Below are 26,701 nucleotides of genomic sequence, written 5' to 3'. Positions count from 1 at the left end.
CAACCCTTTTTTTTCATATGCCTGACGGAGTTCACACTTGTAAGTTTCGAACTAAGTTGTAGACTTTACATCGCCAGGGGTGATCGGCTTACGCTGCATGTATCAGCATAGTTAACAACAAGTCACGCCCCGGGTGAAGGATTTAACCGTGAGGTCTTCTGAACCTTCATGGCGAATTTTGGATGATAATGAGGCGCAAAAAATGAAAAAGACAGCTATCGCGATTGCAGTGGCACTGGCTGGCTTCGCTACCGTAGCGCAGGCCGCTCCGAAAGATAACACCTGGTACGCAGGTGCTAAACTGGGCTGGTCCCAGTATCACGACACTGGTTTCTACGGTAACGGTTTCCAGGGCAACAACGGCCCGACCCGTAACGATCAGCTGGGTGCTGGTGCGTTTGGTGGTTACCAGGTTAACCCGTACCTCGGTTTTGAAATGGGTTACGACTGGCTGGGCCGTATGGCATACAAAGGCAGCGTTGACAACGGCGCTTTCAAAGCTCAGGGCGTTCAGCTGACTGCTAAACTGGGTTACCCGATCACTGACGATCTGGATATCTATACCCGTCTGGGTGGTATGGTTTGGCGCGCTGACTCCAAAGGTAACTACGCTTCTACTGGCGTTTCCCGTAGCGAACACGACACTGGCGTCTCCCCGGTATTCGCGGGCGGCTTAGAGTGGGCTGTTACTCGTGACATCGCAACCCGTCTGGAATACCAGTGGGTTAACAACATCGGCGACGCTGGCACCGTTGGTACCCGTCCTGATAACGGCATGCTGAGCCTGGGCGTATCCTACCGCTTCGGTCAGGACGACGTTGCTCCGGTTGTAGCTCCGGCGCCGGCTCCGGCTCCAGAAGTGACTACCAAGCACTTCACCCTGAAGTCTGACGTTCTGTTCAACTTCAACAAATCTACTCTGAAACCAGAAGGCCAGCAGGCTCTGGATCAGCTGTACACCCAGCTGAGCAACATGGATCCGAAAGACGGTTCCGCAGTTGTTCTGGGCTACACCGACCGTATCGGTTCTGATGCCTACAACCAGCAGCTGTCTGAGAAACGTGCTCAGTCCGTTGTTGATTACCTGGTATCCAAAGGTATCCCGTCCAGCAAAATCTCTGCTCGCGGTATGGGCGAATCCAACCCGGTCACTGGCAACACCTGTGACAACGTGAAAGCTCGCGCAGCTCTGATCGACTGCCTGGCGCCGGACCGTCGTGTAGAAATCGAAGTTAAAGGCTACAAAGACGTTGTAACTCAGCCGCAGGCTTAAGTTATCTCGTTAATAAAAAACCCCGCATTGCGGGGTTTTTTTTACCTTAAATTCCGCTATCAAAAGCAGCAACGCACCGATAGCCCGACGCTTGCGTAGCTACTCTTTACCTAACAGTACCTGCAAATCATGCTTCAGGCTGGACATCTTGCTGGCATACTTCTCTTTATGCTCAGCATCCTCAATCAACTGCACAATGGTTTCCGACAGCGTTTTACCCCGTCTTTGCGCCAGACCCGCCAGACGCTGCCAGACCATGAACTCCAGGTCGATAGACTTTTTACGCGTATGCTGATGCTCCGCGTTAAAATGACGCTTACGTCGGGCGCGGATAGTCTGCTTCATGCGGTTTACCAGCGCCGGATTGATATGCTGCTCAATCCAGGTATTCACCAGCACGGGTTCATTTTCGAGCGTCAGTAATAAATCGACGGCGGCTTGCGCAGCGCTGGCTTCAATGTAGCGGGTAATAAGCTCACCTTCCCGGTGCTTTTTTACCAGATAAGTCCATTTCCAGCCGCTTTCAAGATTTTCCAGTTGTTGATATTTCATTGCGATCTCAATGTGACCGTGTAACTCATTTCAGGATATCAGTTTTTTCCTGATGTGCTGAGAATAAATGATCTTTCGTGATGTTGGTAGATTCGTTATCACCGCGACAATCGCAATCCCTCGTGTGCTCGGACGCCGCATAATGTATAATCGCGCGTTTTACATCTGACTAAAAAACAGCGACTTTGACCATTACGAAACTTACCCGAAACGACCTCGCTCCTGATACGGAAAGTTATCAGGCGCTGTTTGCACAAGCCGACTTAGCTCACGCAGAGGCATCGCTCTCAGGCGAACTGCAACCCCGACTCTTCTATGGCCTGGAGCAGCTCCTGGTCACTCCAGCCATTTCGCCGTTTATGCTGGTTAAAATTCCGGAAGAGTCGGAGTACCTGCAGTGGCTGGCTAACGAAACCCGTACTTTACACCAACCGGCACAAACGCTCTGTGGCGTTCGCTATCAGGTTGATGGCGGAAAAATCTCGCTCTCCCCGGCGCAAACGGCTGAAGATAATTTTGCCAGCGTTGCGCCGGTTGAAGCCGCGGACTGGATCGAAGCAGAGCAGCTTTTTGGCTGCGTGCGCCAGTTTAATGGTGAAATCACGTTACAACCCGGTCTGGTCCATCGCGCTAACGGCGGGGTCTTAATTCTCTCCCTCCGTGCATTACTGGCACAGCCCCTGCTGTGGATGCGGCTAAAAAATATGGTAACCCGCCAGCGTTTTGACTGGTTATCATTCGATGAGTCTCGCCCTCTTCCGGTCAGCATTCCCTCTATGCCCCTGAGTTTGAAAGTTATCCTGGTCGGCGAGCGGGAATCTCTTGCTGATTTTCAGGAGATGGAACCCGAGCTTTCTGCACAGGCTATCTACAGCGAATATGAAGATAATCTGCAAATCGCTGACGCCGATACGCTGAAGCAGTGGTGCCAGTGGGTCTGGCAAAATGCTCAGCTGCTCGAACTCCCGGGGCTGTCAGCTAACGCCTGGCCGCTGCTGATCCAGGAAGGTGCGCGTTATACAGGCGATCAGGAAACCTTGCCGCTGTGCGTGCTCTGGATTGCTCGCCAGCTACGCGAAGCCGCCGCGTTCTGTGAAGGTGAAGAGATTAGCGCTGAAGAGATGCAAACCATGCTGGAGCGTCGTTTGTGGCGCGAAGGCTACCTTGCTGAACGCATCCAGGATGAAATACTGCAGGAGCAAATCCTGATCGAGACCGAAGGCGAATGCGTCGGACAAATCAACGCACTCTCCGTCATTGAGTTTCCGGGCCATCCGCGTGCGTTTGGCGAGCCTTCACGTATTAGCTGCGTCGTACATATTGGCGACGGCGAATTTATTGACGTTGAGCGTAAGGCCGAGCTCGGTGGCAACATTCATGCAAAAGGCATGATGATCATGCAGGCGTTCCTGATGTCCGAGCTGGAGCTCGAACAACAGCTCCCCTTCACCGCCTCCCTGACCTTCGAGCAGTCCTACAGCGAAGTGGATGGCGATAGCGCCTCCATGGCCGAGCTGTGCGCGCTGATCAGCTCGCTGGCCAATGTGCCGATTAATCAGAGCATCGCCATTACCGGTTCTGTCGATCAGTTTGGTCGCGTACAGCCGGTTGGCGGGCTTAACGAGAAAATTGAGGGCTTCTTTGCTATTTGCCAGCAGCGTGGGCTGACCGGTAAACAGGGAGTCATCATTCCCTCCGCCAACGTTCGTCACCTGAGCCTGGCGCAGGAACTGCAACAGGCCGTTGCGGATGAGCAGTTCTTTATCTGGGCAGTCGATGACGTGGCGGAAGCGCTGCCCATTCTGACCCAGCTACTCTGGGACGGCGAAGGACAAACGTTACGGCAAACCATTCAGGAACGAATTGCGCAGGCGACACAGCAAGAGAGTCGTCATCGCTTTCCGTGGCCGCTACGCTGGTTAGGCGGTTCAGGTTCGAACTGATCGGACTTGTTCAGCGTACACGTGTTAGCTATCCTGCGTCCCGAACTCAAAATAAGGCTTACTGAAAACATGGTAGATAAACGCGAATCCTATACAAAAGAAGACCTTCTTGCCTCTGGTCGTGGTGAACTCTTTGGCGCCAAAGGCCCACAGCTGCCGGCGCCAAGTATGCTGATGATGGACCGCGTCATCAAAATGACCGAAACCGGTGGTAACTATGACAAAGGTTATGTTGAGGCAGAACTCGATATTAACCCGGACCTGTGGTTCTTCGGTTGCCATTTCATTGGTGACCCGGTGATGCCGGGCTGTCTGGGCCTGGATGCCATGTGGCAGCTGGTTGGCTTCTACCTGGGCTGGTTAGGCGGCGAAGGTAAAGGACGTGCATTAGGCGTGGGCGAAGTGAAGCTCACCGGTCAGATACTGCCAACGGCGAAGAAAGTGACCTACCGTATTCATTTCAAGCGCGTGATAAACCGTCGTTTGATTATGGGGCTGGCGGATGGAGAAGTGCTGGTTGACGGTCGTTTGATTTACACCGCAACCGATCTGAAAGTGGGCCTGTTCCAGGACACTTCCGCGTTCTGATAAACATCACGCGTTAGAAAAGGCGAAGCCCCCGCGCAGCGGAGGCTTCTTTTTAAAGAGACAGTCAGGCAATTTGTACCCTGTCCTCCATGGCCTCTCGCCAGCCTCCTAGCCAATAAGACCTTTGGTTTAAGGTCTGGTAAGGACACATTTCCTTCGACCTTCCGGTAATACCGGCCTGGTACCCACGCTGATGTGCCCGTTCCAGGCGATCTCGTTTTTGTCTCTTCATGCCTCGTTTCCCTCATACTTTGATCTGGTGGAAAAGAAAACAATGGTCACTAAATACGCAACCACGGTTAACGAATACCGCGAATCGGGGATAGCGTCAATGCGCAAAATTCACGCCATTGTCATATTTGTGAGCTACATGAAACTTCGTTTGTACAAAAACTGTGAACCAGCACAAGTAACAAACTGATGAGACAAATAAAAAAGCCGCTGCGATTTTCACTGTCGCAGCGGCTTTTATTCTTATTAATTTTACTTATGGCAAGCGGTTAATCTCGCTGGCAATCGCCGTCGCTTCCTGGGTCCAGGCCTGCGCGAGCGTTTTCACCATCGCGTCGTAACCATCCTCTTGTTGCTTAAGCTCAATATGGAACGGCCGCTTAATCAGCTGCCCCTGATGCTTCAGCAGCCACTCGCCGCTAACGATGACCCGGCCATCGTAACGGCCGTGAAAACCGCTGACGGACACGTTCAGCGTATCCTGCTCGCTCCCCAGCGGTTGAGAGGCAACCACCCAACCCGGAAGCTGGTTGCTAAGGTTCGCCACCAGCGTCGTTTTCAGCTGCTGATCGAGCGGGCTCGCCCACAGATTGTTATTCGCAATCACATACTGAACATCTGTGGTCTGATAGACCACCCCGTTACCGGCAAGATAATCCGGAATGCTCACCTGCTCGACCCAAAGCAAGTTTTTGCTTTGGTGGGCGGCGCTTTGCGCGCCACCCTGCGCCACGGGAAGCTGATAGTAAGTTTTACTCTCACCGCCGCTACTGCATGCCGTCAGCGCGCATACCGCCGCCGCTATTAGCCATTTCTTCATTATTTCGCTCCCTTCGGCTGCGGATCTTTTTTATCCTTCGCCTCAAATACCAGCGCATTGCTCTTATCATTGAGCGTTTTCAGTACCGGCTGCAGTTCACGAAGAACCTGATCGAGACGCTGCATATCCGCAACCATCTTATTGTATGCCGCAGATCCCGGCTGGAAGCCCTGCATACTACGATTAAGCTCGCGCAACGTATTCTGCATATCGCCCGGTAGCTGCTGCATCGACTGACTTGACGTTATCTTGTTCAGACTGTCCAGCGTCGCCTGTACGTGCTGCATCGTTTTTTCACTTTGCGCCAGCGTACTGGTTGCCTGCTCCAGCAGCGGGTTGATTGGCAGATTGTTAATTTTATCCAGCGCGTCCATCAGGCGCTGCTGGATCTGCGCCAGGCCACCGCTCACGGTTGGAATAATCGGATAACCGCCAAACTCCTGAATCTTGCCGCGCGGAGGGGCTTTCGGGTAGAAGTCGAGATCGATATACAGCGCGCCGGTCACCAGGTTTCCGGTTTTAAGCGAACCGCGCAGCCCGCGATTCATTAGATCATCGATATGCTTACGAATGTCAGGATTAGCGCCTAACTGATTGATCAGACGTTCCGGTTCAATTCGCACTTCTACCGGGATACGGTAATCGTCGTTGATGTTCTGCTTCAGCCCAGGAACAAAGAACGGCACCTTGCCGACGGTCCCCAGACGGATACCGCGGAACTCAACCGGCGCGCCGGGCTGCAAACCACGAATCGAATCTTTAAAGAACATCACGTAGTCAATATGCTGGGTAAACACCGAATCCTGGATGCTGCGTTGATCGTCAAACAGATGATATTCGGTTTTATTCGCCACCGGCTCACCTAACGGTAGCCCTTCGGGAATATCAAAGCTGACGCCGCCGCCAAACAGGGTCGACAGCGATCCCATCTCAACGCGCATACCCGCAGCGGTCAGATCCACCGCAATACCGCTATCTTTCCAGAAGCGCACGTTATTGGTCACCAACCGATCGTTAGGCGCGCTAATAAACAGCTGATAGGTAATATTGCGTTTTTGCGCATCGAAGGTGCTGGTTTCAACTGAACCTACGCGGTAGCCGCGGAAAAGCACCGGATCGCCGGGTGAAAGCTGCCCCGCTTTGCTGCTTTCCAGCAGAATGCGAATACCTTTAGCATCAGGGGAGGCCAGCGGCGGTGAATCCAGCAGCGGATACTGCGCAGGAACAGAGCCTTTGCTTCCCGGCTGCAGTTCGATATAGGCGCCGGATAACAGCGTTCCCAGACCGCTAATCCCTTCACGGCCGACCTGCGGTTTAACCACCCAAAAAACCGAATCCTGGTGCAGCAGTTTTTCCATACCTGAATTCAGCCGCGCTTTAATCTCCACGTGGGTCAGGTCGTCCGTCAGCGTCGCGCTTTCAATCACGCCGACGTCAACGCTGCGGCTTTTTATCCGGGTTTTGCCCCCTTCAATACCTTCTGCGTTAGTGGTTATCAGGGTCACTTCCGGCCCCTGGTGGCTATAGTGATAAAAGAGAATCCATGCGCCAATCAGCGCCGTGACTATCGGGAAGATCCACACCGGTGACCAGTTCTTCACCTTTTGCACTTTCGCTTCTCCGCTCTTATTTTCCATGCTGCAGTCTTTCCTCATGGCTTGAATCTGGCTCACGATCCCACAATAAACGCGGGTCAAAGGTCATGGCCGAAAACATTGTCATTACTACGACCAGCGCAAACATCACTGCTCCTATCGCCGGATAGATATTCATTAATCCACCGATGCGAACCAGAGCGGAGAGGACTGCGATAACAAACACATCAATCATTGACCAGCGGCCAACAAACTCGACGACTTCATAAATCAGATGCATGCGCTCCGAGTCGCGCGCTCCCTTGCCGCTGGCGTTCCAGCATAGCCAGCCAATGGCGATCATTTTTAACGTCGGCACCATAATACTGGCAATAAAGATCACCATCGCCACCGGATACGATCCTTCGCTCCATAGCAGGATCACCCCCGCCATAATCGTGGAAGGCATTTTATCGCCCAGCAGGTCGGTAATCATGATTGGCAGAATATTGGCGGGCATATAGAGGATCAGCGAAGTCACCAACAGCGCCAGCGTCCACTGCAGGCTGTTTTTACGCCGGGCGGTTCCCCTTGTCCGACAGCGCGGACAAACGGCCTCATCGACGGGCAAAACCGCCGTGCAGCATGAGCACGAGCGTAGCCCCTGACGCAGGCCGGAGACGCCGACTTTCAGCGGCTGTGTAATCGCCGGCATTGGTGCAATATCATCCCATAACCAGCGGCGATCCACGCACTGGAACGTCCTCAGCTGTAACAGGCAGAACATACACCAGGGAACGAAGCTCAGGCCGATGCCGATATCGCCGTAGGCCATCAGCTTAACGAAACTGACCAGCACCCCGGCGAGAAAGATTTCCGCCATCCCCCAGGTTTTAAGGTGAAACAGGATCCGCGCCAGAAACGCCTTTAGCCCGGAAGGCATGCTCACCCGATTGACCAGCAGCAGTATGGTGACCAGGCAGAAAGCCGGCACCAGCTGGACGAAAAGTAAAAAGAAGGTACCGAGGCTGGCGTAATCCTCGCTAAACAGCACGTTCGGAATTTCCAGCAGCTCGATTTCGCTGCTGATCCCTCCAACCTTCATATAGATGAAGGGGAACAGATTGGCCAGCAGCAGCATGAACAACGCGACCAGCGCGTAGGCTGTGGGACGCTGCCGGGGCGCGTCCCATGACGTTGTCAATGTCGTTCCGCAACGCGGACACGTAGCTTTCTGGCGATGCTCCAGCTGCGGCAAAGCCACCAGCAGATCACATTGTCGACACAGGATATGCCGCGCAGCATGATGATGATCGCACATGAAAACTCCTCAGCTTATGCGCCGTTTTTTAAACCTTCGAGATATTCCCAGCGTTCGAAGGCGGTTTCCAGCGCCTGCTCCGCTTCACTCAGCTGTGCGAGCACCTGCTGCGTATGGTCATGCGACTGACCAAAGAAAGAAGGGTCGGCAACCTGCTCCTGCAAATTCTGCAGCTGGGCTTCCAGTTCTTCCAGTTTTTGCGGCAGCTGTTCCAGCTCGCGCTGCAGGTTATAGCTTAGTTTGCTGGCAGCGCGTTTGACACTTTCTGCTTTCGGTTGAGCAACTTCAACTGTCTTTTTAGAAACCGGCTGTTTTTTCGCCAGATACTGCGCCTGCTGACCGCGGGCGTCATGATAGCCGCCCACGTATTGGCCAATTTGGCCCGCGCCTTCGAAGATCCAACACTCCGTTACCGTGTTATCCACAAACTGACGGTCGTGGCTAACCAGCATCACGGTTCCCTGATAACCGTCGACAAGCTCTTCCAGCAGCTCCAGGGTTTCGACATCCAGATCGTTTGTCGGTTCATCGAGTATCAACAGGTTGCTGGGCTTGAGGAACAGGCGCGCCAGCAGCAGGCGGTTACGCTCCCCGCCCGACAGTGCCCGCACCGGCGTCATTGCGCGTTTCGGATGGAACATAAAGTCCTGCAGATAGCCCAGGACGTGGCGCGGCTTGCCGTTCACCATCACTTCCTGTTTACCTTCCGCGAGGTTGTCCATCACCGTTTTATCCGGATCAAGTTCCGCGCGGTGCTGGTCGAAGTAAGCCACTTCCAGCTTGGTACCCACATGAATACGTCCGCTATCCGCCTGCAGCTGACCGAGCATCAGCTTCAGCAGCGTAGTTTTGCCGCAGCCGTTCGGGCCAATCAGCGCAATTTTGTCGCCGCGCTGGATTTGGGCGGTGAAGTCTTTAACCAGCACCTTGCCATCAACCTGGTAGTTGACGTTCTCCATTTCGAACACAATCTTGCCCGAACGCGCGGCCTCTTCCACCTGCATCTTCGCGCTGCCCATCACTTCACGGCGCTCACCGCGCTCGCGGCGCATGGCTTTCAACGCCCGCACGCGCCCTTCGTTACGGGTGCGACGCGCTTTGATCCCCTGACGGATCCACACTTCTTCCTGCGCCAGCTTGCGATCGAACTCCGCGTTCTGTAACTCTTCCACGCGCAGCGCTTCTTCTTTATCCAGCAGATATTGATCGTAGTTCCCCGGATAGGTCACCAGCTTACCGCGATCGAGATCGACAATTCGCGTCGCCATGTTGCGAATAAAGGAACGGTCGTGCGAAATAAAAATAATGGTGCCTTTGAACATCTTCAGGAAACCTTCCAGCCAGTCGATAGTTTCAATATCGAGGTGGTTGGTCGGTTCATCGAGCAGCAGCACGCGCGGCCCGCTGACCAGCGCGCGGCCGAGGGCCGCTTTACGCAGCCAGCCGCCGGACAGCGAGGAAAGCTCGGCGTTAGGATCCAGATTCAGCTGTTCCAGCACTTCATTAATGCGGCTATCGAGCTGCCACAGCCCTAAATTATCCAGTTGTTCCTGAAGGCGCGCCAGTTCGTTCAGATTCTTGTCGCTCGGGTCGGTCATCACCAGCTGCGAAACATCGTGATAACCCTTGAGGTATGCCGCTTGTTCAGCAATACCTTCCGCCACAAAGTCATAGACGGTTCCGGTCACGTTACGCGGCGGATCCTGCTGTAGACGCGCCACAACCAGATCCAGTTCATAGATAATGCGCCCGTCATCAAGACCCTGTTCACGATTGAGGATCTTCATCAGGGTCGATTTACCCGCACCGTTGCGCCCTACCAGGCAGACGCGTTCGTTATCTTCGATATGCAGTTCAGCATTATCCAGCAGCGGCGCATCGCTGAAAGAGAGCCAGGCGCCGTGCATACTAATTAAAGACATTCTTTATTCCTTTCAGGCTGCGGTAATCAGCCAGCAGTTGTGAATCTGACGGTTGCGGGCAAAATCCTGAGACAGCGTTTTTTGCGTGATCTCCTGCGCCTTCAGGCCCAGCTGCGCCAGCCCGTCATGATCCATACGGAAACCGCGTTTGTTGTTCGAGAACATAATCGTGCCGCCTTTACGCAGCAGACGTTTTAAATCGGTCATCAGGCACAAATGATCGCGCTGTACGTCAAACGCATCATCCATACGCTTTGAGTTGGAGAAGGTTGGCGGATCGATAAAGATCAGATCAAACTGTTCGGTGGTCTCCCGCAGCCAGCCCAGCACATCAGCCTGCATCAGGCGATGCGCGCGGCCGGTTAAGCCATTGAGGCGCAGGTTACGTTCAGCCCATTCAAGATAGGTACGTGACATATCGACCGTCGTCGTGGAACGCGCGCCGCCAAGGCCGGCGTGGACGCTGGCGCTACCGGTGTAGGAGAAAAGGTTGAGGAAATCTTTGCCTTTGCTCATCTGGCCCAGCATGCGGCGAGCAATACGGTGGTCGAGGAACAGCCCGGTATCCAGGTAGTCGGTCAGGTTTACCCACAGACGTGCGTTATACTCCTGCACCTCAATGAACTCACCTTTTTCACCCATTTTCTGATACTGGTTTTTCCCTTTCTGCCGTTCGCGGGTTTTCAGCACCAGCTTGTTCGGCGCAATCCCCAGTACGGCAATGGTGGCGGCGATAATATCAAACAGGCGCTGGCGGGCCTTGTGCGCGTCAACGGTTTTCGGCGGCGCATACTCCTGCACCACCACCCAGTCGGCGTAGCGGTCGATAGCGACGTTGTACTCCGGGAGGTCGGCATCATACAGGCGATAGCATTCAATGCCTTCCTGACGCGCCCACTTCTCATATTTTTTCAGGTTCTTACGCAGACGGTTGGCGAAATCTTCCGCCAGCATCGCGGTTTTGCCGCCTTCGTTTTCCGCAAGATGATAGTTCTTCTGGACGCAGTCGAGCGGTCCATTTTTCGCTTTGAACTGCTTATCAGCGCGCAGCTGCAGGCAGCTCAGCAGATCCGGCGAGGCGCTAAACAGCGACAGGTTCCAGCCGCCAAACTGATTTTTCATGATCCGCCCCAGCAGGCTATGCAGGGCAATCAGCGCCGGTTCACTCTCCAGACGCTCGCCGTACGGCGGGTTGCTTATCACCGTACCGTAAGGGCCCTTCGGCAGTGGGTTGCTAAGCTGGGCAACGTCTTTCACTTCGAAGGTAATCAGTTCGCCAATACCGGCGCGACGGGCGTTGCGCTGCGCACGTTCGATAACGCGGGCGTCAACGTCGGAACCGTAAAAGCGCGACTCATACGCCGCCAGCCCCTGACGGGCGCGGGTTTGCGCTTCGGACTTCACCTCTTTCCAGATAGCATCGTCATGCTGCGCCCAGCCGCCGAAACCCCAATGGCCGCGGTGTAAACCCGGCGCACGATCGGTAGCAAGCATCGCCGCTTCAATCAGCAGCGTACCGGAACCGCACATGGGATCGAGCAGCGGCGTACCGGCAGCCCAGCCGGAACGCATCACTATCGCCGCAGCCAGGTTTTCTTTGATTGGCGCCATACCGGTACCGTCGCGGTAGCCGCGCAGGTGTAGCCCCTCGCCGCTAAGATCCAGGGAGATATGCGCGGTCTCTTTATTCAGCCAGACGTTAATACGCAGATCGGGATTTTCGCGATCGACGTTGGGACGCGGCAGATTCTTACGCGTAAAGCTGTCGACGATGGCGTCTTTCACCTTCAACGCCCCGTACTGGCTGTTGCGGATCTCTTCGTTCAGCCCGCTAAAGTGCACGGCAAAAGTGGCATTCTGAGTGAAAATCTCGGTCCATGGAATGGCCTGTACGCCAAGGTACAGATCCAGGTCGCTGTATACGCTGCACTGCCCCAGCGGCAGCATAATCCGCGAAGCCAGCCGGCTCCACATCAGGCTTTGATACAGCAGCCGCGTATCTCCCTGAAAATGGACCCCGCCCTGGACCAACTGGCAGTCCACCGCGCCCAGCCCTTCCAGTTCAGTTTTTAACAGCTCTTCCAGCCCACGAGCCGTACTGGCAAACAGAGAATTCATATCGTCACTTTTACTAAAAGAAAATTGGTGCGCATTATAGCCAATATGCGCCCCATGTCATAAAGTTAAAGGCTTATTTTTAAAGCCAGGGGCAGCGTATGGTAACCCTTTCGCGACTTTTTATTCATCCCGTCAAATCGATGCGGGGAATTGGCCTGAGCCACGCTTATGCAGACATCAGCGGGCTGGCCTTCGATCGTATATTTATGGTGACGGAAACCGATGGCACCTTCATTACCGCCCGCCAGTTTCCGCAAATGGTCAAATTTATTCCCGCGCCGCTCCATGATGGTCTGCATCTGACCGCGCCGGACGGCAGCAGCGCGATGGTGCGCTTCAGCGATTTCTCCATACAGCAGGAGCCGACCGAAGTCTGGGGCAACCATTTTACCGCCCTGATTGCCCCGGACCGGGTGAACCAGTGGCTAAGCGGGTTCTTCAACCGCAGCGTTCAGCTCCGCTGGCTGGGGCCAGCGCTTAGCCGCAGGGTAAAACGTCACGATGCCGTCCCCCTCTCTTTTGCCGACGGTTTTCCCTATCTGCTGGCCAATGAAGCTTCGCTGCGCGATCTGCAAAATCGCTGTCCGGCCAGCGTAAGCATAGAACAATTTCGCCCAAATCTGCTGGTGACCGGCGCGGCCGCCTGGGAAGAAGATACGTGGAAAGTGGTGCGTATTGGCGAGGTCATTTTTGATGTCGTCAAACCGTGCAGCCGCTGCGTATTGACTACCGTCAGCCCGGAGCGCGGGCAAAAGCATCCTTCCGGGGAGCCCTTAAGCACGCTGCAGCGTTTCCGCACGGCGCTGGATAACGGCGATGTCGATTTTGGCCAGAACCTGATCGCGCGAAATAGCGGCGTAATCCGCGTGGGCGATGCGTTAGAAGTGCTGGCCCGCGGCCCGGCGAAGGCCTACGGCGCAGGCGAGAGTGATGCTACGCCGGCACCTGAAGCGCAGGAGAACGCGACGGTGGAAATAGCGTGGCAGGGAGTGAGTTTTACCGGTAATAATCAGCAAATCTTGCTCGAGCAGCTGGAACAACAGGGAATTCGTATTCCTTACTCCTGTCGGGCTGGGATTTGCGGCAGCTGCCGCATCCGGCTGGAAGAAGGAGAAGTCAGCGCGCTGAAGAAAAACGCGGTCGCCGCAGATGGCACCATTTTATGCTGTAGCTGCGTGCCGAAAACCGCGGTGAGGCTGGCGCCTTAAACCGCCTGACCCAGGCTGTAGCTGGCGACGCCTGGCGCTGGCTGCAGCCTGTCGTTCATAATTTTAATCACGTCGCCGAGCTGCATCACCCGCCCGGCAAGCGTCAGACCGGGCTGGGCTAACAGGCACAGCGCGGCGTTTTCTCCGGGCTCAACCACCAGCAGATTCACCTGCTGGCCGGTATCGCTGAGCCATGCGCTGGCGGCATCGCCAACGCCGGGCTGCCAGCTCTCTTCATGCGTGTTGAAATGCCAGCTTTTCGGCATTTGCGGCTTGAGAAAACGAATAGCGACCAGCGCATTGAGTACTAATTCAGCGCGCTGTTCTTTTGATAATTCAAGATCGCGGCACTTTTCTTCAAATGAAAAATAGAGCGCTGCGTCATCAACGCAAAATCCGGAAGGCGCGAAGGCGTCGGGCGTCAACATGCGGCGAGCAAAACGCGATCTGAATAACATACCATTAGCCAGATCGAGCATCATGCGGTCATGCTCTTCATCGTAATACCAGCGCCAGTTATCGTCAGGTTTGATCCGCATTTCTACCCCCGTCCTCTTCCACTTCCGTCTGTAATAAACAGGTAAACTGCTACAGAATATTTCAAAAATTAAGAAAAGACTAAAATGTCTAAATAAGCAACAATGAAGGAATATAAAACAACCAGGGCTATAAATAAAGCCCTGGAGGAGTATCAGAGGGGGAAAAGATTAGATATGGGTAACAATTTCTTCAATCAGCGGCGGGCCTTTAAAAATAAATCCGGAATAAATCTGCACCAGCGTCGCTCCGGCGGCTATCTTTTCCCGGGCGGCAATCACCGAGTCAATACCGCCGACTCCGATAATTGGCAGGCGGCCATTTAATTCCGCAGACAGCATGCGGATAATTTCCGTACTCTTCAGCTGCAATGGACGTCCGCTAAGGCCACCGGTTTCATCACAATGTTTCATCCCCTGCACCAGCGATCGATCCAGAGTGGTATTGGTGGCAATGACGCCATCTATATTATGCCGGACTAAACTGTCCGCTACCTGGATCAATTCTTCGACGGAAAGATCCGGAGCGATCTTTACGGCCACAGGAACATATTTTTGATGTTTCTCTTGTAGCTCGCGTTGCTTATTTTTAATACCAGAAAGCAAATCGTCCAGCGCATCTCCGTATTGTAAAGTACGCAAGCCTGGGGTATTCGGCGAGGAGATATTAATGGCGATATAGCCGGCATAAGCATAGATTTTTTCCATACAAATCAGATAATCATCTTTGCCTTGTTCTACCGGTGTATCTTTATTCTTGCCAATATTAATACCCAGAATACCGTCAAAATGCGCCTTTTTTACGTTCTCCACGAGGTTATCAACACCGTGGTTATTAAAGCCCATGCGGTTGATCAAACCTTCGGCATCGACCAGGCGGAAGATCCTTGGCTTATCGTTGCCCGGCTGTGGACGCGGCGTCACGGTACCAATTTCAATGGAACCAAAACCCATCGCCCCGAGGGCATCAATGCACTCGCCGTTCTTATCCAGCCCGGCGGCCAGGCCCAGCGGGTTCTTAAATGTGAGCCCCATACAGGTTACCGGCTTTGTCGGTACCTTCTGGCGAACCAACATTTCCAGCGGGGTACCCGAAACACGGCGTAATTGTTGAAAAGTGACTTCATGAGCGCGCTCAGGATCGAGCTGAAAAAGGGCTTTACGAACGAAGGGGTAGTACATGAACTCTCCTGGATTCCCGGTGTGCAAACCGGGGGCGTATTATGTGCGATCCACCCCGGAAAGGGAATTGACCTACGACAAAAAATCTTACCTCCGACGCAAACGTTTACTTTTCTCCCGCTCGTTATGCACTTTCTGACAATCCAACGCCGGATAAATCATTTAGGGAAATAAAAGCGCTCTGTCACACTGCGGCTAAATGTTATCAATTATAGATAAATGCAAATATTTAGTTATAAGGAGAGAGTATGCGAGTCATCACACTTGCGGGCAGCCCGCGCTACCATTCCCGCTCCAGCGCGCTTCTGGAATACGCCAGAGAGACGCTTTCGGCGGCGGATATCGAGGTCTGCCACTGGCATCTGCAGAATTTCGCTCCGGAAGACCTGCTCTACGCTCGCTTTGATAACCCAGCCCTCCATGCGTTAAATGAACAGCTTGCCGGCGCCGATGGGCTGATCATTGCGACGCCCGTCTATAAGGCCTCTTTTTCCGGCGCGTTAAAGACGCTTCTGGACCTGCTGCCGGAGCGCGCGCTGGAGGGCAAAATCGTTCTGCCGCTGGCTACCGGCGGAACCATCGCCCATATGCTGGCGGTGGATTACGCCTTAAAACCGGTACTCAACGCGCTGAAAGCCCAGGAGATCCTCCACGGCGTTTTCGCTGACGATAGCCAGGTTACGGATTATCAGCATAAACCGCAGTTTACCCCGAATCTGCAGGGCCGCCTCGACCAGGCGCTGGAAACCTTCTGGCAGGCGCTGCATCGCCCCAGCAGCCGCGCGCCGGCGCTGAAAACCTTACAGCGGGTTGAGCACGTTTAAAGTTCAGCGTTGATGCCCGTCACCAGGCAAAACGCTAAAGAATAAAGGAACACTGTATGGCGACGCTTTCGCAAAAACTCCTGATCCGCATAGCCCCCTGGCTTTTGCCGGTTGGCAGCGTGATTGTATGGCAATTCGCCTCTTCCGTTGGTTGGCTCTCTACCCGTATTTTGCCGTCACCGGAAGGAGTGCTCAAAGCCTTCTGGACGCTCTCCGCCAGCGGCGAGCTTTGGCAACATCTGGCCATCAGCTCATGGCGGGCGCTTATTGGTTTCAGCATCGGCGGTTCCATTGGCCTGGTTCTCGGGCTTATCAGCGGCCTGTCGCGCTGGGGCGAACGCCTGCTGGACACCTCCATTCAGATGCTGCGCAACGTGCCGCACCTCGCGCTGATTCCGCTGGTGATTTTATGGTTCGGCATCGATGAAAGCGCCAAAATTTTCCTCGTGGCGCTGGGGACGATGTTCCCGATTTATATCAACACCTGGCACGGTATTCGAAACATTGACCGGGGTCTGGTGGAGATGGCCCGCAGCTATGGCTTATCGGGTTTTGCTCTGTTCCGTCACGTGATCCTGCCGGGCGCCCTGCCCTCCATTATGGTCGGCATCCGGTTTGCGCTCGGCCTGATGTGGTTAACGCTGATCGTGGCTGAAACCATCTCGGCTAACGCCGGTATCGGCTATCTGGCGATGAATGCCCGCGAATTTCTGCAGACCGATGTCGTGGTCGTCGCCATTATTCTTTACGCTATTCTCGGCAAACTGGCCGACTTCAGCGCACAGCTTCTTGAACGCGTCTGGCTGCGCTGGAATCCGGCTTACCACCTTCAGGAGGCCAACGCATGACAACCGCGCGTCTTAATCCGGGGATCCCGCTACTGCTAAACGGCGTAAGCAAGCGTTACGGCAGCAAAACGATTCTGAATGAACTCGATCTGCATATTCCCACCGGGCAATTTGTCGCGGTGGTCGGACGCAGCGGCGGCGGTAAAAGCACCCTGCTGCGGCTGCTGGCCGGGCTGGAAAAACCCAACGCCGGGCAGCTGCTGGCGGGTTCGACGCCGCTGGCGCAAATCCAGGAGGATACCCGGATGATGTTCCAGGATTCCCGCCTGCTGCCGTGGAAAACGGTGATCGACAATGTCGGCCTCGGGCTGAAGGGGCAGTGGCGCGAGGCGGCGCTCAAGGCGCTGGCGAGCGTCGGCCTTGAAGACCGCGCCGGTGAATGGCCCGCGGCGCTTTCCGGCGGGCAAAAGCAGCGCGTGGCGCTGGCTCGCGCGTTAATTCATCGCCCCGGATTATTACTGCTTGATGAACCGCTGGGCGCGCTGGACGCCCTCACTCGCCTGGAGATGCAGGATCTGATTGTTTCGCTGTGGCAGGAGCACGGATTTACCGTTCTGCTGGTCACCCACGACGTCAGCGAGGCGGTGGCGATGGCCGATCGCGTTTTGCTGATTGAAGAGGGGAAGATAGGGCTGGATCTGCTGGTGGACATTCCCCGTCCGCGACGCACGGGTTCAGCGAAGCTGGCCGAACTGGAAGCGGAAGTACTGAATCGGGTGATGCAGCGCGGCAAGAACGAATCCTCGCCACGCTTAGTGAGCCACGGTTAACGACTGCGACGTTCCCCCGCTCGCGCTGTGCTTAGCGGGGCTACAGGTTTGGACTCGCGCTGGCGTTACGCCAGCGCTTTACTGATTTTCTCGAACAGATCCCCGGAAAGATTCTCCAGCCCCTTCAGCTGCTCCAGCGCCCCGCGCATCAACGCCTGACGTTTCTCGTCATAGCGTTTCAGACGTATCAGCGGCTCAATCAGACGCGAAGCCACCTGCGGGTTGCGGCTGTTCAGCTCAGTCAGCATCTCGACCAGGAACTGGTAGCCGCTGCCGTCTTCTGCATGGAACGCCGCCGGGTTGCTGCCGGCAAAGGCGCCGATCAGAGAACGGACGCGGTTCGGGTTACCCATGCTGAACGAGCGATGATGCAACAGGCCGCGAACCGTCTCCAGGACGTTATCCGCCGGGCTGGTGGACTGCAGGATAAACCATTTATCCATGACCAGTCCGTCCTGGTGCCACTTGTCGTCATACTCCTGCATCAGCGCATCGCGGCACGGCAGCTGGGCCGCTACGGCCGCCGCCAGCGCCGCCAGCGCGTCGGTCATATTGTCCGCATGGTGATACTGCGCGCTAATCAGTTTATCCGCCAGCTCGGTATCGCCAAACGCCAGGTAGCGCAGGCAGGTATTACGCAGAGAACGCTTACCGATATCGGCATGCTCAACGCGGTAGCCGTCGAGCTTGTTGGCGTTGTAAACCGCCAGGAACTCGTCAGCCAGCTCTTTCGCCAGCGTGCGGGTCAGCGCTTCGCGCACCGCCGCGATGGCAAGCGGATCGATAATCGCAAACAGCTCCGCCATTTCATTCGCTGAAGGCAGCGTCAGGATCTCAGCCGCCAGCGCCGGATCGATCTTCTCATCCAGCAGAATCGCGCGGAACGCATCGGCGACGTGAATCGGCAGAGACAGCGGCTGCCCCTGCTGGTGACGGTTGACGTTGAGTTTGATATAGGTCGCCAGCAGGCTCTGCGCCGCGTCCCAGCGGGAGAAATCATTCCGCGCGTGGCGCATCAGGAAGGTCAGCTGCTGATCGCTCCATTTGTACTCCAGCTTCACCGGCGCGGAAAACTCGCAAAGCAGCGCCGGGACCGGCTGGAAGTAAACGTTGTCGAAAACAAAAGTCTGCTCCGCCTGGGTGACGTTCAGCACGTGATGCACCGGGTGACCGCCCTTCTGCAGCGGGATTACCTTGCCTTCGTTATCGTACAGCTCGATGTCGAACGGAATATGCAGCGGCAGCTTCTCCGCCTGCTCAGCGGTCGGCGGCGTGCGCTGGCTGATGGTCAGCGTGTACTGCTCCGTTTCCGGATTGTAGTCATCATGGACGGTGACAATTGGCGTACCGGACTGGCTATACCAGCGGCGGAAGTGGGACAGATCGACGTTGGAAGCGTCTTCCATCGCCTGGACAAAGTCGTCGCAGGTCGCGGCGCTGCCGTCGTGGCGCTCAAAATAGAGCTGCATGCCTTTCTGGAAATTCTCTTCCCCCAGCAGGGTATGCAGCATGCGGATCACTTCCGCTCCCTTCTCATACACCGTCAGGGTATAGAAGTTGTTCATCTCAATCACGCTATCCGGGCGAATCGGATGCGCCATCGGGCTGGCGTCTTCGGCAAACTGCAGGCCGCGCATGGTGCGTACGTTATTGATGCGGTTCACCGCGCGCGAGCCGAGGTCGGAGCTGAATTCCTGATCGCGGAAAACGGTCAACCCCTCTTTCAGACTGAGCTGGAACCAGTCGCGGCAGGTCACGCGATTGCCGGTCCAGTTATGGAAATATTCATGACCAATCACGCGCTCGATATCCAGGTAATCTTTATCGGTCGCGGTATCGGTACGCGCCAGTACGTATTTGGAGTTAAAGACGTTAAGGCCTTTGTTCTCCATGGCGCCCATGTTGAAGAAATCGACGGCGACAATCATATAGATGTCGAGGTCGTACTCGAGACCAAAGCGGGTTTCGTCCCACTTCATCGAATTTTGCAGCGAGGTCATCGCCCACGGCGCGCGGTCAAGGTTACCGCGGTCAACGTAGAGCTCCAGCGCCACTTCACGCCCCGAACGGGTTTTGAAGGTATCGCGCAGGACGTCAAAATCACCGGCCACCAGCGCAAACAGGTAGCACGGTTTTGGGAACGGGTCCTGCCACTGGATCCAGTGACGGCCATTTTCCAGCTCGCCCTGGGCCACGCGGTTACCGTTGGAGAGCAGAAACGGGTATTTTGCTTTATCGGCGATGATTTTGGTGGTGAAGCGCGCCAGAACGTCCGGGCGGTCCGGATACCAGGTAATGTGGCGGAAGCCTTCCGCCTCGCACTGGGTACACAGCGCTTCGCCGGACTGATATAGCCCTTCCAGCGCGGTATTCGCCGCCGGGCTGATTTCATTGACGATGGTCAGAGTGAAATGTTCCGGCAACCCGCTAATCACCAGCTGGTTATTTTCTTCCTTGTAGTCGCTCCACGGCTGACCATCAATCCGCAGAGAGACCAACGTCAGGTCTTCGCCATCCAGACGCAATGGCACATCAGACGTAGCCGCGTGGCGGGAGACCTTGCTCTCAGCCGTCACAACGGTTTTCGCGGCATCCAGGTCAAAGGTCAAATCGATATCGCTAATCAGATACTCCGGCTCACGGTAGTCGTGGCGGTATTTGGCTTGGGGCTGTTGTGTCATAAAAAACCTTTAGCGTGTCCTGTAAAGTGTCGACTCAGTCTATTCCTGTTGCGCAAATCTCGCTATGCAGAATCTTCATCTTTTCAATGCTAAACATGAAAATTGCTACATTTTGATAACACAAGAGGCACGAAATGCGCTCGACCAGGCGCAAAGCTTGTGGTGTGATGCGTGTTCAATATATTAAACTAGGCCTCGCAAATGACCGTCAGCGTAGCCATCAGCCGTCACCGCGGGACAGCGTCGGGTATTACAGGTATACTCCGCCTCCTTTTACCGCTTTGGTTTTGATGGAAACGCTCCAGTGAGAGGATGCTACTGCGCACCATGACCCAATTCACTTCTCCTGTACTGCACTCGTTGCTTGATACGGATGCCTACAAGCTGCACATGCAGCAGGCTGTCTTCCACCGCTACAATGATGTACAGGTTGCGGCGGAGTTCCGCTGCCGCGGGGACGATCTGCTCGGCATCTACGCCGATGCGATTCGCGAGCAGGTTGAGACGATGCGCGACCTGAGACTGCAGGACGATGAATATCACTGGTTGTCGAGCCTGCCCTTCTTTGCGCCAGACTATCTCGAGTGGCTACGCGGCTTCCGCTACGACCCGCGCCAGGTCACGGTCATCAATGACAACGGCAAGTTGAATATTCGCCTTTCCGGCCCCTGGCTTGAAGTTATTATGTGGGAAGTTCCGCTGCTGGCGGTGATAAGCGAGCTGGTACATCGCTATCGCTCGCCGGAAATCAGCGTCGATCTCGCGCTGGACACCCTTGAGCATAAGCTGACTGACTTTAACCGCCTCACTGCTGATATCGATATGTCGGGCTTCCGCCTGATGGATTTCGGTACCCGCCGCCGCTTCTCCCGCGAGGTGCAGCAGGCGATTGTTCAGCGTCTTCAGCAAGAATCCTGGTTCACCGGTACCAGCAATTACGATCTGGCGCGGCGTTTGAATTTGACCCCAATGGGGACCCAGGCTCACGAATGGTTCCAGGCGCATCAGCAGATCAGCCCGAACCTGGCGAGCAGCCAGCGCGCGGCTCTCGCTGCCTGGCTGGAAGAGTATCCCGATCGGCTGGGGATTGCGCTGACCGACTGCATTACGATGGACGCTTTTCTGCGCGATTTCGGGCCGGAGTTCGCGACCCGCTATCAGGGGCTGCGCCACGACTCCGGCGACCCGGTGGAATGGGGCGAGAAGGCTATCGCCCACTACAAAAAGCTGGGCATCGACCCGCTGAGCAAAGTGCTGGTATTTTCCGATAATCTCGACCTGACAAAAGCGGTTGATCTCTATCGCCACTTCTCATCGCGGGTGAATCTGAGCTTCGGTATCGGCACGCGTTTAACCTGCGATATTCCCCAGGTGAAGCCGCTTAATATTGTTATCAAGCTGGTGGAGTGCAACGGTAAACCGGTGGCGAAACTTTCGGATAGCCCGGGTAAAACGATTTGTCACGATAAAGCTTTCGTCCGCGCCCTGCGCAAAGCCTTCGATCTACCGCCGGTTAAAAAAGCCAGCTAGGTCATATAAAGACAAAATGCGTCCGCCAAAACGGGCGCATTTTTATTCGCCTCCGCTTATCACCCCGGGACGTTATCAGGCATTAAGAACCCCGTTCGCCCTGCATGGGATCATCGCGCTGAACGAATCTCTCTGAATATCAGGCTCTCACGCAGCAAAGTAGGCTATCTCCTTATTTATTTCCTAAAACCCCCCTTTCTTGTGCGAAATCTACTTGTCTGATGGAAGATGACAGGTAACATAGATATCCCCCTGTTGCAGGGGAATACAGATTTTTCTATTGGACTAACAAGAGAGACTATTATGAGCGTTGTGCCTGTAGCCGACGTACTCCAGGGCCGCGTTGCCGTTGACAGCGAAGTCACCGTGCGCGGATGGGTGCGTACCCGCCGAGATTCTAAAGCTGGCTTTTCTTTCCTCGCCGTCTATGACGGTTCCTGCTTTGATCCTGTACAGGCCGTTATTAGTAATTCTCTTCCCAATTACAATCAGGAAGTGCTGCGCCTGACCACCGGCTGCTCGGTCGTGGTGACCGGTAAAGTCGTGGCATCTCAGGGCCAGGGTCAGAGCTTTGAAATCCAGGCCAGCCACGTGGAAGTCAGCGGCTGGGTGGAAGATCCGGATACTTATCCGATGGCGGCTAAACGCCATAGCATCGAGTACCTGCGTGAAGTTGCCCACCTGCGCCCGCGCACCAACCTGATTGGCGCGGTGGCGCGCGTTCGCCATACCCTGGCGCAGGCGCTGCACCGTTTCTTCGACGAGCAGGGCTTCTTCTGGGTTTCGACTCCGCTGATTACCGCTTCCGACACTGAAGGCGCCGGCGAGATGTTCCGCGTGTCAACGCTGGATCTGGAAAACCTGCCGCGCAACGAACAGGGCAAAGTCGATTTCGATAAAGACTTCTTCGGCAAAGAGTCGTTCCTGACCGTTTCCGGCCAGCTGAACGGCGAAACCTACGCCTGCGCGCTGTCCAAAATCTACACCTTTGGCCCGACCTTCCGTGCGGAAAACTCCAACACCAGCCGTCACCTGGCGGAGTTCTGGATGCTGGAGCCGGAAGTCGCCTTTGCTAACCTGAACGATGTGGCAGGTCTGGCGGAAGCGATGCTGAAGTACGTCTTCAAAGCCGTTCTCGAAGAGCGCGCAGACGACATGCAGTTCTTTGCCGAACGCGTTGATAAAGACGCTATCGACCGCCTGCAGCGTTTCGTTTCCGCTGATTTTGCCCAGGTTGATTACACTGACGCGGTCACCATTCTGGAAAACTGCGGTAAGTCGTTCGAAAACCCGGTCTACTGGGGCGTGGATCTCTCCTCCGAGCACGAACGCTATCTGGCGGAAGAGCACTTTAAAGCCCCGGTGGTGGTGAAAAACTACCCGAAAGACATCAAGGCGTTCTATATGCGCCTTAACGAAGATGGTAAAACCGTCGCCGCAATGGACGTTCTGGCGCCGGGCATCGGTGAAATTATCGGTGGCTCCCAGCGTGAAGAGCGCCTGGACGTGCTTGACGCGCGTATGGCGGAAATGGGTCTTAATAAAGAAGACTACTGGTGGTATCGCGACCTGCGCCGTTACGGCACCGTACCGCACTCCGGTTTCGGTCTGGGCTTTGAGCGTCTTATCGCCTACGTGACCGGCGTGCAGAACGTTCGCGACGTCATTCCGTTCCCGCGGACCCCGCGTAACGCGACTTTCTGATTTTTTTCTGCAATTTTCATCCGGGGCCAGCGCAAGCTGGCCTTTTTTTATGTCAATTTACGTTAACGAATATCAGGAAACTTAAACATCAACCATCCTGATTCACAATTATGTTACGCACTATTTCATTAGCGACCGCTAATTAAAACCGCACCTTATGTTCATAAATTGGCAAACATGCTGATTATATTGCTCGTTTTTTAACCAGTCACAGCACAACTTGCAACGACAAGATTTGAATAAAAATAAAGCAAAATGCTGACGTAAAATGCACAAACCCTCTCTTATCTAAATTAATCATAATTAATTCATATAGATATATAAAGACAGGTGATTTAATCGGCGAACAGGGGCGGAATGTTGATTGAGTTCACAAAGTTCCCAAAAATACATATTTAGTTACATAGAATTTCCTTTTGTTACTCATATGCGATATTGGTAGCATTTTCAGGCTAGCGAAACGTTGTTCTGAATGGAAAGATGCCTCCAGACACCAAACTATCATCAATAGTTCTGTAAATTTTTATTGACGAAACTTATTGACGGCAGTGGCAAGTGTTCATAAAAAAATATAAATGAGGGTAATAAATAATGATGAAGCGCAAAATTCTGGCAGCGGTAATTCCTGCCCTGCTGGTAGCCGGTGCAGCTAACGCTGCAGAAATCTATAACAAAAACGGCAACAAACTGGACTTCTACGGAAAAATGGTTGGCGAGCACGTCTGGACCACCAACGGCGACACCAGCAGCGATGATACCACCTACGCCCGTATCGGCCTGAAAGGCGAAACCCAGATCAACGATCAGCTGGTCGGCTACGGTCAGTGGGAATACAACATGGATGCGTCCAATGTTGAAGGTAAACAGACCACCAAAACTCGTCTGGCTTTCGCAGGCTTAAAAGCCGGTGAATACGGTTCATTCGACTACGGTCGTAACTACGGCGCCATCTACGACGTTGAAGCGGCAACCGATATGCTGGTTGAATGGGGCGGCGACGGCTGGAGCTACACCGACAACTTCATGACCGCGCGTACCAACGGCGTAGCCACCTACCGTAACTCTGACTTCTTCGGTCTGGTTGACGGCCTGAGCTTCGCGCTGCAGTACCAGGGTAAAAACGACGCTTCTAGCCGTGATGTTAAGAAACAAAACGGCGACGGCTTCAGCACCGCGGCAACCTACGCGTTTGACAACGGCATTGCGCTGTCTGCAGGCTATGCGAACTCCAACCGTAGCGGCGATCAGAAAGCTGACCGTCAGGGCGAAAAAGCTGAAGCATGGGCAACCTCCGCTAAGTATGACGCGAACAACGTCTATGCTGCGGTCATGTACTCTCAGACTTACAACATGACGCCGGAAAACGAAGGCAACTACTTCGCTAACAAAACTCAGAACTTCGAAGCCGTTGTTCAGTATCAGTTCGACTTCGGCCTGCGTCCGTCCATCGGCTACGTACAGACTAAAGGTAAAGACCTGCGCTCTCGCGCTGGCTTCTCCGGCGGCGATGCTGACCTGGTTAAATACGTCGAAGTGGGTACCTGGTACTACTTCAACAAAAACATGAACGTCTACGCTGCGTATAAATTCAACCAGCTGAACGACAACGATTACACCAAAGCCGCTGGCGTTGCGACCGACGACCAGGCCGCAGTGGGTATCGTTTACCAGTTCTAATCTGCAGTACACCCCTTCGTGATATGCCTAAAAAGCAGGACTTCGGTCCTGCTTTTCTGCTTTCCTGAGAGGAAGATCGTAACTTTCAAAAACCTTCTCGCTTTTTGTCGCAAACGGTTGGCAATTAACATAACTCCCGTTAACCTGATAGCGGATTTCCCTTCAGTAATCACAATGGAACCTCGTCATGTTTGAGAACATTACCGCCGCCCCTGCCGACCCAATTCTGGGCCTGGCCGATCTGTTTCGTGCCGATGACCGCCCAACAAAAATTAATCTTGGAATTGGTGTTTATAAAGATGAAACGGGTAAAACACCGGTCCTGACTAGCGTGAAAAAAGCAGAGCAGTATCTGCTGGAAAATGAAACCACTAAAAATTATCTGGGTATCGATGGTATTCCGGAATTTGGCCGCTGCACCCAGGAGCTTCTGTTCGGGAAAGGAAGCGCAATTATCAATGATAAACGCGCCCGCACCGCGCAAACGCCCGGCGGTACAGGTGGCCTGCGCGTCGCCGCCGATTTTCTGGCGAAGAACACCGACGTTAAACGTATTTGGGTGAGCAACCCCAGCTGGCCGAACCATAAAAGCGTGTTCAATTCAGCCGGGCTGGAAGTTCGCGAATACACCTACTACGATGCCGCTAATCACAAACTCGACTTCGACGGGCTGCTGGCCAGCCTGAACGAAGCGCAGGCCGGCGACGTGGTTCTGTTCCACGGCTGCTGCCATAACCCAACCGGCATCGATCCGACGCTGGAGCAGTGGCAACAGCTGGCGCAGCTCTCCGTAGAGAAAGGCTGGCTGCCGCTGTTTGACTTTGCCTACCAGGGCTTTGCCCGCGGCCTGGAAGAAGATGCTGAAGGCCTGCGCGCTTTCGCCGCTCTGCATAAAGAGCTGCTGGTTGCCAGCTCCTACTCGAAAAACTTCGGCCTGTACAACGAGCGCGTGGGCGCCTGTACGCTGGTCGCCGCTGACCAGGAAGCGGTAGACCGCGCTTTCAGCCAGATGAAGTCGGTTATCCGCGCGAACTACTCAAACCCGCCCGCTCACGGCGCCTCGGTAGTGGCGACCATTCTCAGCAATGACGCGCTGCGCGCCATCTGGGAGCAAGAGTTGACCGACATGCGTCAACGCATCCAGCGTATGCGTCTGCTGTTCGTTAATACCCTGCAGGAAAAAGGCGCCAGCCGCGATTTCTCTTTCATCATTCAGCAAAACGGGATGTTCTCGTTCAGCGGCCTGACCAAAGAGCAGGTACTGCGTCTGCGTGAAGAGTTCGGAATTTACGCGGTGGCGTCCGGACGTATAAACGTCGCCGGTATGACGCCCGACAACATGGCGCCGCTGTGCGAAGCGATTGTTGCCGTACTGTAACCTCAGCGCAGGGCAAACAAA

At 54.7% G+C, this 26,701-nt stretch carries 21 protein-coding genes; 11 read left to right on the top strand and 10 right to left on the bottom strand.

The window, feature by feature from the left end; genetic code table 11:
- Positions 1–202 precede the first annotated feature (202 nt).
- A complete protein-coding gene (ompA, locus tag MKleb_RS09360) occupies positions 203–1,273 on the top strand; it encodes a porin OmpA (protein ID WP_029946941.1) in 1,071 nt (356 codons plus the stop codon).
- Between the two features lie 99 nt (positions 1,274–1,372).
- On the opposite strand, the gene matP is transcribed toward ompA, so the two are convergent.
- Positions 1,373–1,825, bottom strand: coding sequence for a macrodomain Ter protein MatP (gene matP / locus MKleb_RS09355; RefSeq protein WP_014228663.1), 453 nt, complete (start codon positions 1,823–1,825; stop codon positions 1,373–1,375).
- 185 nt (positions 1,826–2,010) lie between these two features.
- Here matP and MKleb_RS09350 point away from each other — a divergent pair, with 185 nt between their 5' ends.
- Together MKleb_RS09350 and fabA are read left to right on the top strand one after the other, a co-directional pair.
- Entirely contained in the window at positions 2,011–3,768 is a 1,758-nt protein-coding gene (locus tag MKleb_RS09350) for an AAA family ATPase (protein ID WP_025107495.1), read from the top strand.
- Between the two features lie 69 nt (positions 3,769–3,837).
- Positions 3,838–4,356, top strand: coding sequence for a bifunctional 3-hydroxydecanoyl-ACP dehydratase/trans-2-decenoyl-ACP isomerase (gene fabA, locus MKleb_RS09345; protein WP_004849514.1), 519 nt, complete (start codon positions 3,838–3,840; stop codon positions 4,354–4,356).
- A gap of 64 nt (positions 4,357–4,420) precedes the next feature.
- Here the strand turns inward: fabA and rmf are convergent, their stop codons facing one another.
- The 6 genes from rmf to rlmKL form a co-directional block, all read right to left on the bottom strand.
- On the bottom strand, positions 4,421–4,588 hold the full coding sequence (gene rmf, locus MKleb_RS09340; protein WP_004100764.1) for a ribosome modulation factor: 168 nt from the start codon (positions 4,586–4,588) through the stop codon (positions 4,421–4,423).
- A gap of 255 nt (positions 4,589–4,843) precedes the next feature.
- Complete coding sequence (gene pqiC, locus MKleb_RS09335) at positions 4,844–5,407, bottom strand: membrane integrity-associated transporter subunit PqiC (protein ID WP_004849513.1); 564 nt, start codon at positions 5,405–5,407, stop codon at positions 4,844–4,846.
- Positions 5,407–7,044: an intermembrane transport protein PqiB gene (gene pqiB, locus MKleb_RS09330; RefSeq protein WP_025107496.1), complete on the bottom strand. Its 1,638-nt coding sequence runs from the start codon at positions 7,042–7,044 to the stop codon at positions 5,407–5,409. The genes pqiC and pqiB overlap by 1 nt, the downstream gene beginning before the upstream one ends.
- Positions 7,034–8,302, bottom strand: coding sequence for a membrane integrity-associated transporter subunit PqiA (gene pqiA / locus MKleb_RS09325; protein WP_014228659.1), 1,269 nt, complete (start codon positions 8,300–8,302; stop codon positions 7,034–7,036). Before pqiA ends, pqiB begins: the two co-directional genes overlap by 11 nt.
- A gap of 14 nt (positions 8,303–8,316) precedes the next feature.
- Entirely contained in the window at positions 8,317–10,224 is a 1,908-nt protein-coding gene (locus MKleb_RS09320) for an ABC transporter ATP-binding protein (protein ID WP_004849507.1), read from the bottom strand.
- 12 nt (positions 10,225–10,236) lie between these two features.
- Positions 10,237–12,342 (bottom strand): bifunctional 23S rRNA (guanine(2069)-N(7))-methyltransferase RlmK/23S rRNA (guanine(2445)-N(2))-methyltransferase RlmL, encoded by a 2,106-nt coding sequence (gene rlmKL, locus MKleb_RS09315; protein WP_025107497.1) that lies wholly within the window; start codon positions 12,340–12,342, stop codon positions 10,237–10,239.
- Between the two features lie 98 nt (positions 12,343–12,440).
- Here rlmKL and MKleb_RS09310 point away from each other — a divergent pair, with 98 nt between their 5' ends.
- A complete protein-coding gene (locus MKleb_RS09310) occupies positions 12,441–13,550 on the top strand; it encodes a YcbX family protein (RefSeq protein WP_025107498.1) in 1,110 nt (369 codons plus the stop codon).
- Here the strand turns inward: MKleb_RS09310 and zapC are convergent.
- Entirely contained in the window at positions 13,547–14,089 is a 543-nt protein-coding gene (gene zapC / locus MKleb_RS09305; RefSeq protein WP_004849504.1) for a cell division protein ZapC, read from the bottom strand. The two genes, MKleb_RS09310 and zapC, sit on opposite strands and share 4 nt — an antisense overlap.
- A gap of 168 nt (positions 14,090–14,257) precedes the next feature.
- Positions 14,258–15,268 (bottom strand): quinone-dependent dihydroorotate dehydrogenase, encoded by a 1,011-nt coding sequence (pyrD, locus tag MKleb_RS09300; protein WP_217076596.1) that lies wholly within the window; start codon positions 15,266–15,268, stop codon positions 14,258–14,260.
- A gap of 248 nt (positions 15,269–15,516) precedes the next feature.
- Between pyrD and ssuE the strand changes: the two genes are divergently transcribed.
- Genes ssuE through ssuB form a run of 3 tightly spaced genes read left to right on the top strand, consistent with a single transcriptional unit; the run spans position 15,517 to position 17,710 of the window.
- Positions 15,517–16,092 carry an NADPH-dependent FMN reductase gene (gene ssuE / locus MKleb_RS09295; RefSeq protein WP_217076595.1) on the top strand — a complete coding sequence of 192 codons (576 nt, stop codon included), beginning with the start codon at positions 15,517–15,519 and terminating at the stop codon, positions 16,090–16,092.
- Positions 16,093–16,148: 56 nt separating this feature from the next.
- Positions 16,149–16,940, top strand: coding sequence for an aliphatic sulfonate ABC transporter permease SsuC (gene ssuC, locus MKleb_RS09290; protein ID WP_004849501.1), 792 nt, complete (start codon positions 16,149–16,151; stop codon positions 16,938–16,940).
- Positions 16,937–17,710: an aliphatic sulfonates ABC transporter ATP-binding protein gene (gene ssuB, locus MKleb_RS09285; protein ID WP_014837971.1), complete on the top strand. Its 774-nt coding sequence runs from the start codon at positions 16,937–16,939 to the stop codon at positions 17,708–17,710. Before ssuC ends, ssuB begins: the two co-directional genes overlap by 4 nt.
- A 65-nt stretch (positions 17,711–17,775) precedes the next feature.
- Here the strand turns inward: ssuB and pepN are convergent, their stop codons facing one another.
- Positions 17,776–20,391: an aminopeptidase N gene (gene pepN, locus MKleb_RS09280; protein WP_014228655.1), complete on the bottom strand. Its 2,616-nt coding sequence runs from the start codon at positions 20,389–20,391 to the stop codon at positions 17,776–17,778.
- Between the two features lie 327 nt (positions 20,392–20,718).
- Here pepN and pncB point away from each other — a divergent pair, with 327 nt between their 5' ends.
- The 4 genes from pncB to MKleb_RS09260 all read left to right on the top strand — a co-directional run bounded on the left by pncB (position 20,719) and on the right by MKleb_RS09260 (position 26,680).
- Positions 20,719–21,921, top strand: a complete 1,203-nt coding sequence (gene pncB / locus MKleb_RS09275; protein ID WP_025107499.1) for a nicotinate phosphoribosyltransferase — start codon at positions 20,719–20,721, stop codon at positions 21,919–21,921.
- A gap of 303 nt (positions 21,922–22,224) precedes the next feature.
- Positions 22,225–23,625 carry an asparagine--tRNA ligase gene (asnS, locus tag MKleb_RS09270; RefSeq protein ID WP_004849497.1) on the top strand — a complete coding sequence of 467 codons (1,401 nt, stop codon included), beginning with the start codon at positions 22,225–22,227 and terminating at the stop codon, positions 23,623–23,625.
- A gap of 591 nt (positions 23,626–24,216) precedes the next feature.
- Positions 24,217–25,302 carry a porin gene (locus tag MKleb_RS09265; protein WP_014228653.1) on the top strand — a complete coding sequence of 362 codons (1,086 nt, stop codon included), beginning with the start codon at positions 24,217–24,219 and terminating at the stop codon, positions 25,300–25,302.
- Positions 25,303–25,489: 187 nt separating this feature from the next.
- The gene (locus tag MKleb_RS09260; protein ID WP_009653304.1) at positions 25,490–26,680 is read left to right on the top strand and encodes an amino acid aminotransferase; all 1,191 of its coding nucleotides are present in this window, start codon (positions 25,490–25,492) and stop codon (positions 26,678–26,680) included.
- Positions 26,681–26,701: the final 21 nt, after the last annotated feature.

The organism is Klebsiella sp. PL-2018 (genome assembly GCF_019048985.1).
Classification (GTDB): domain Bacteria; phylum Pseudomonadota; class Gammaproteobacteria; order Enterobacterales; family Enterobacteriaceae; genus Klebsiella; species Klebsiella michiganensis.
The sequence above is the reverse complement of the archived record's forward strand: the minus strand, read 5'-3'. Positions and strand labels throughout refer to the sequence as shown.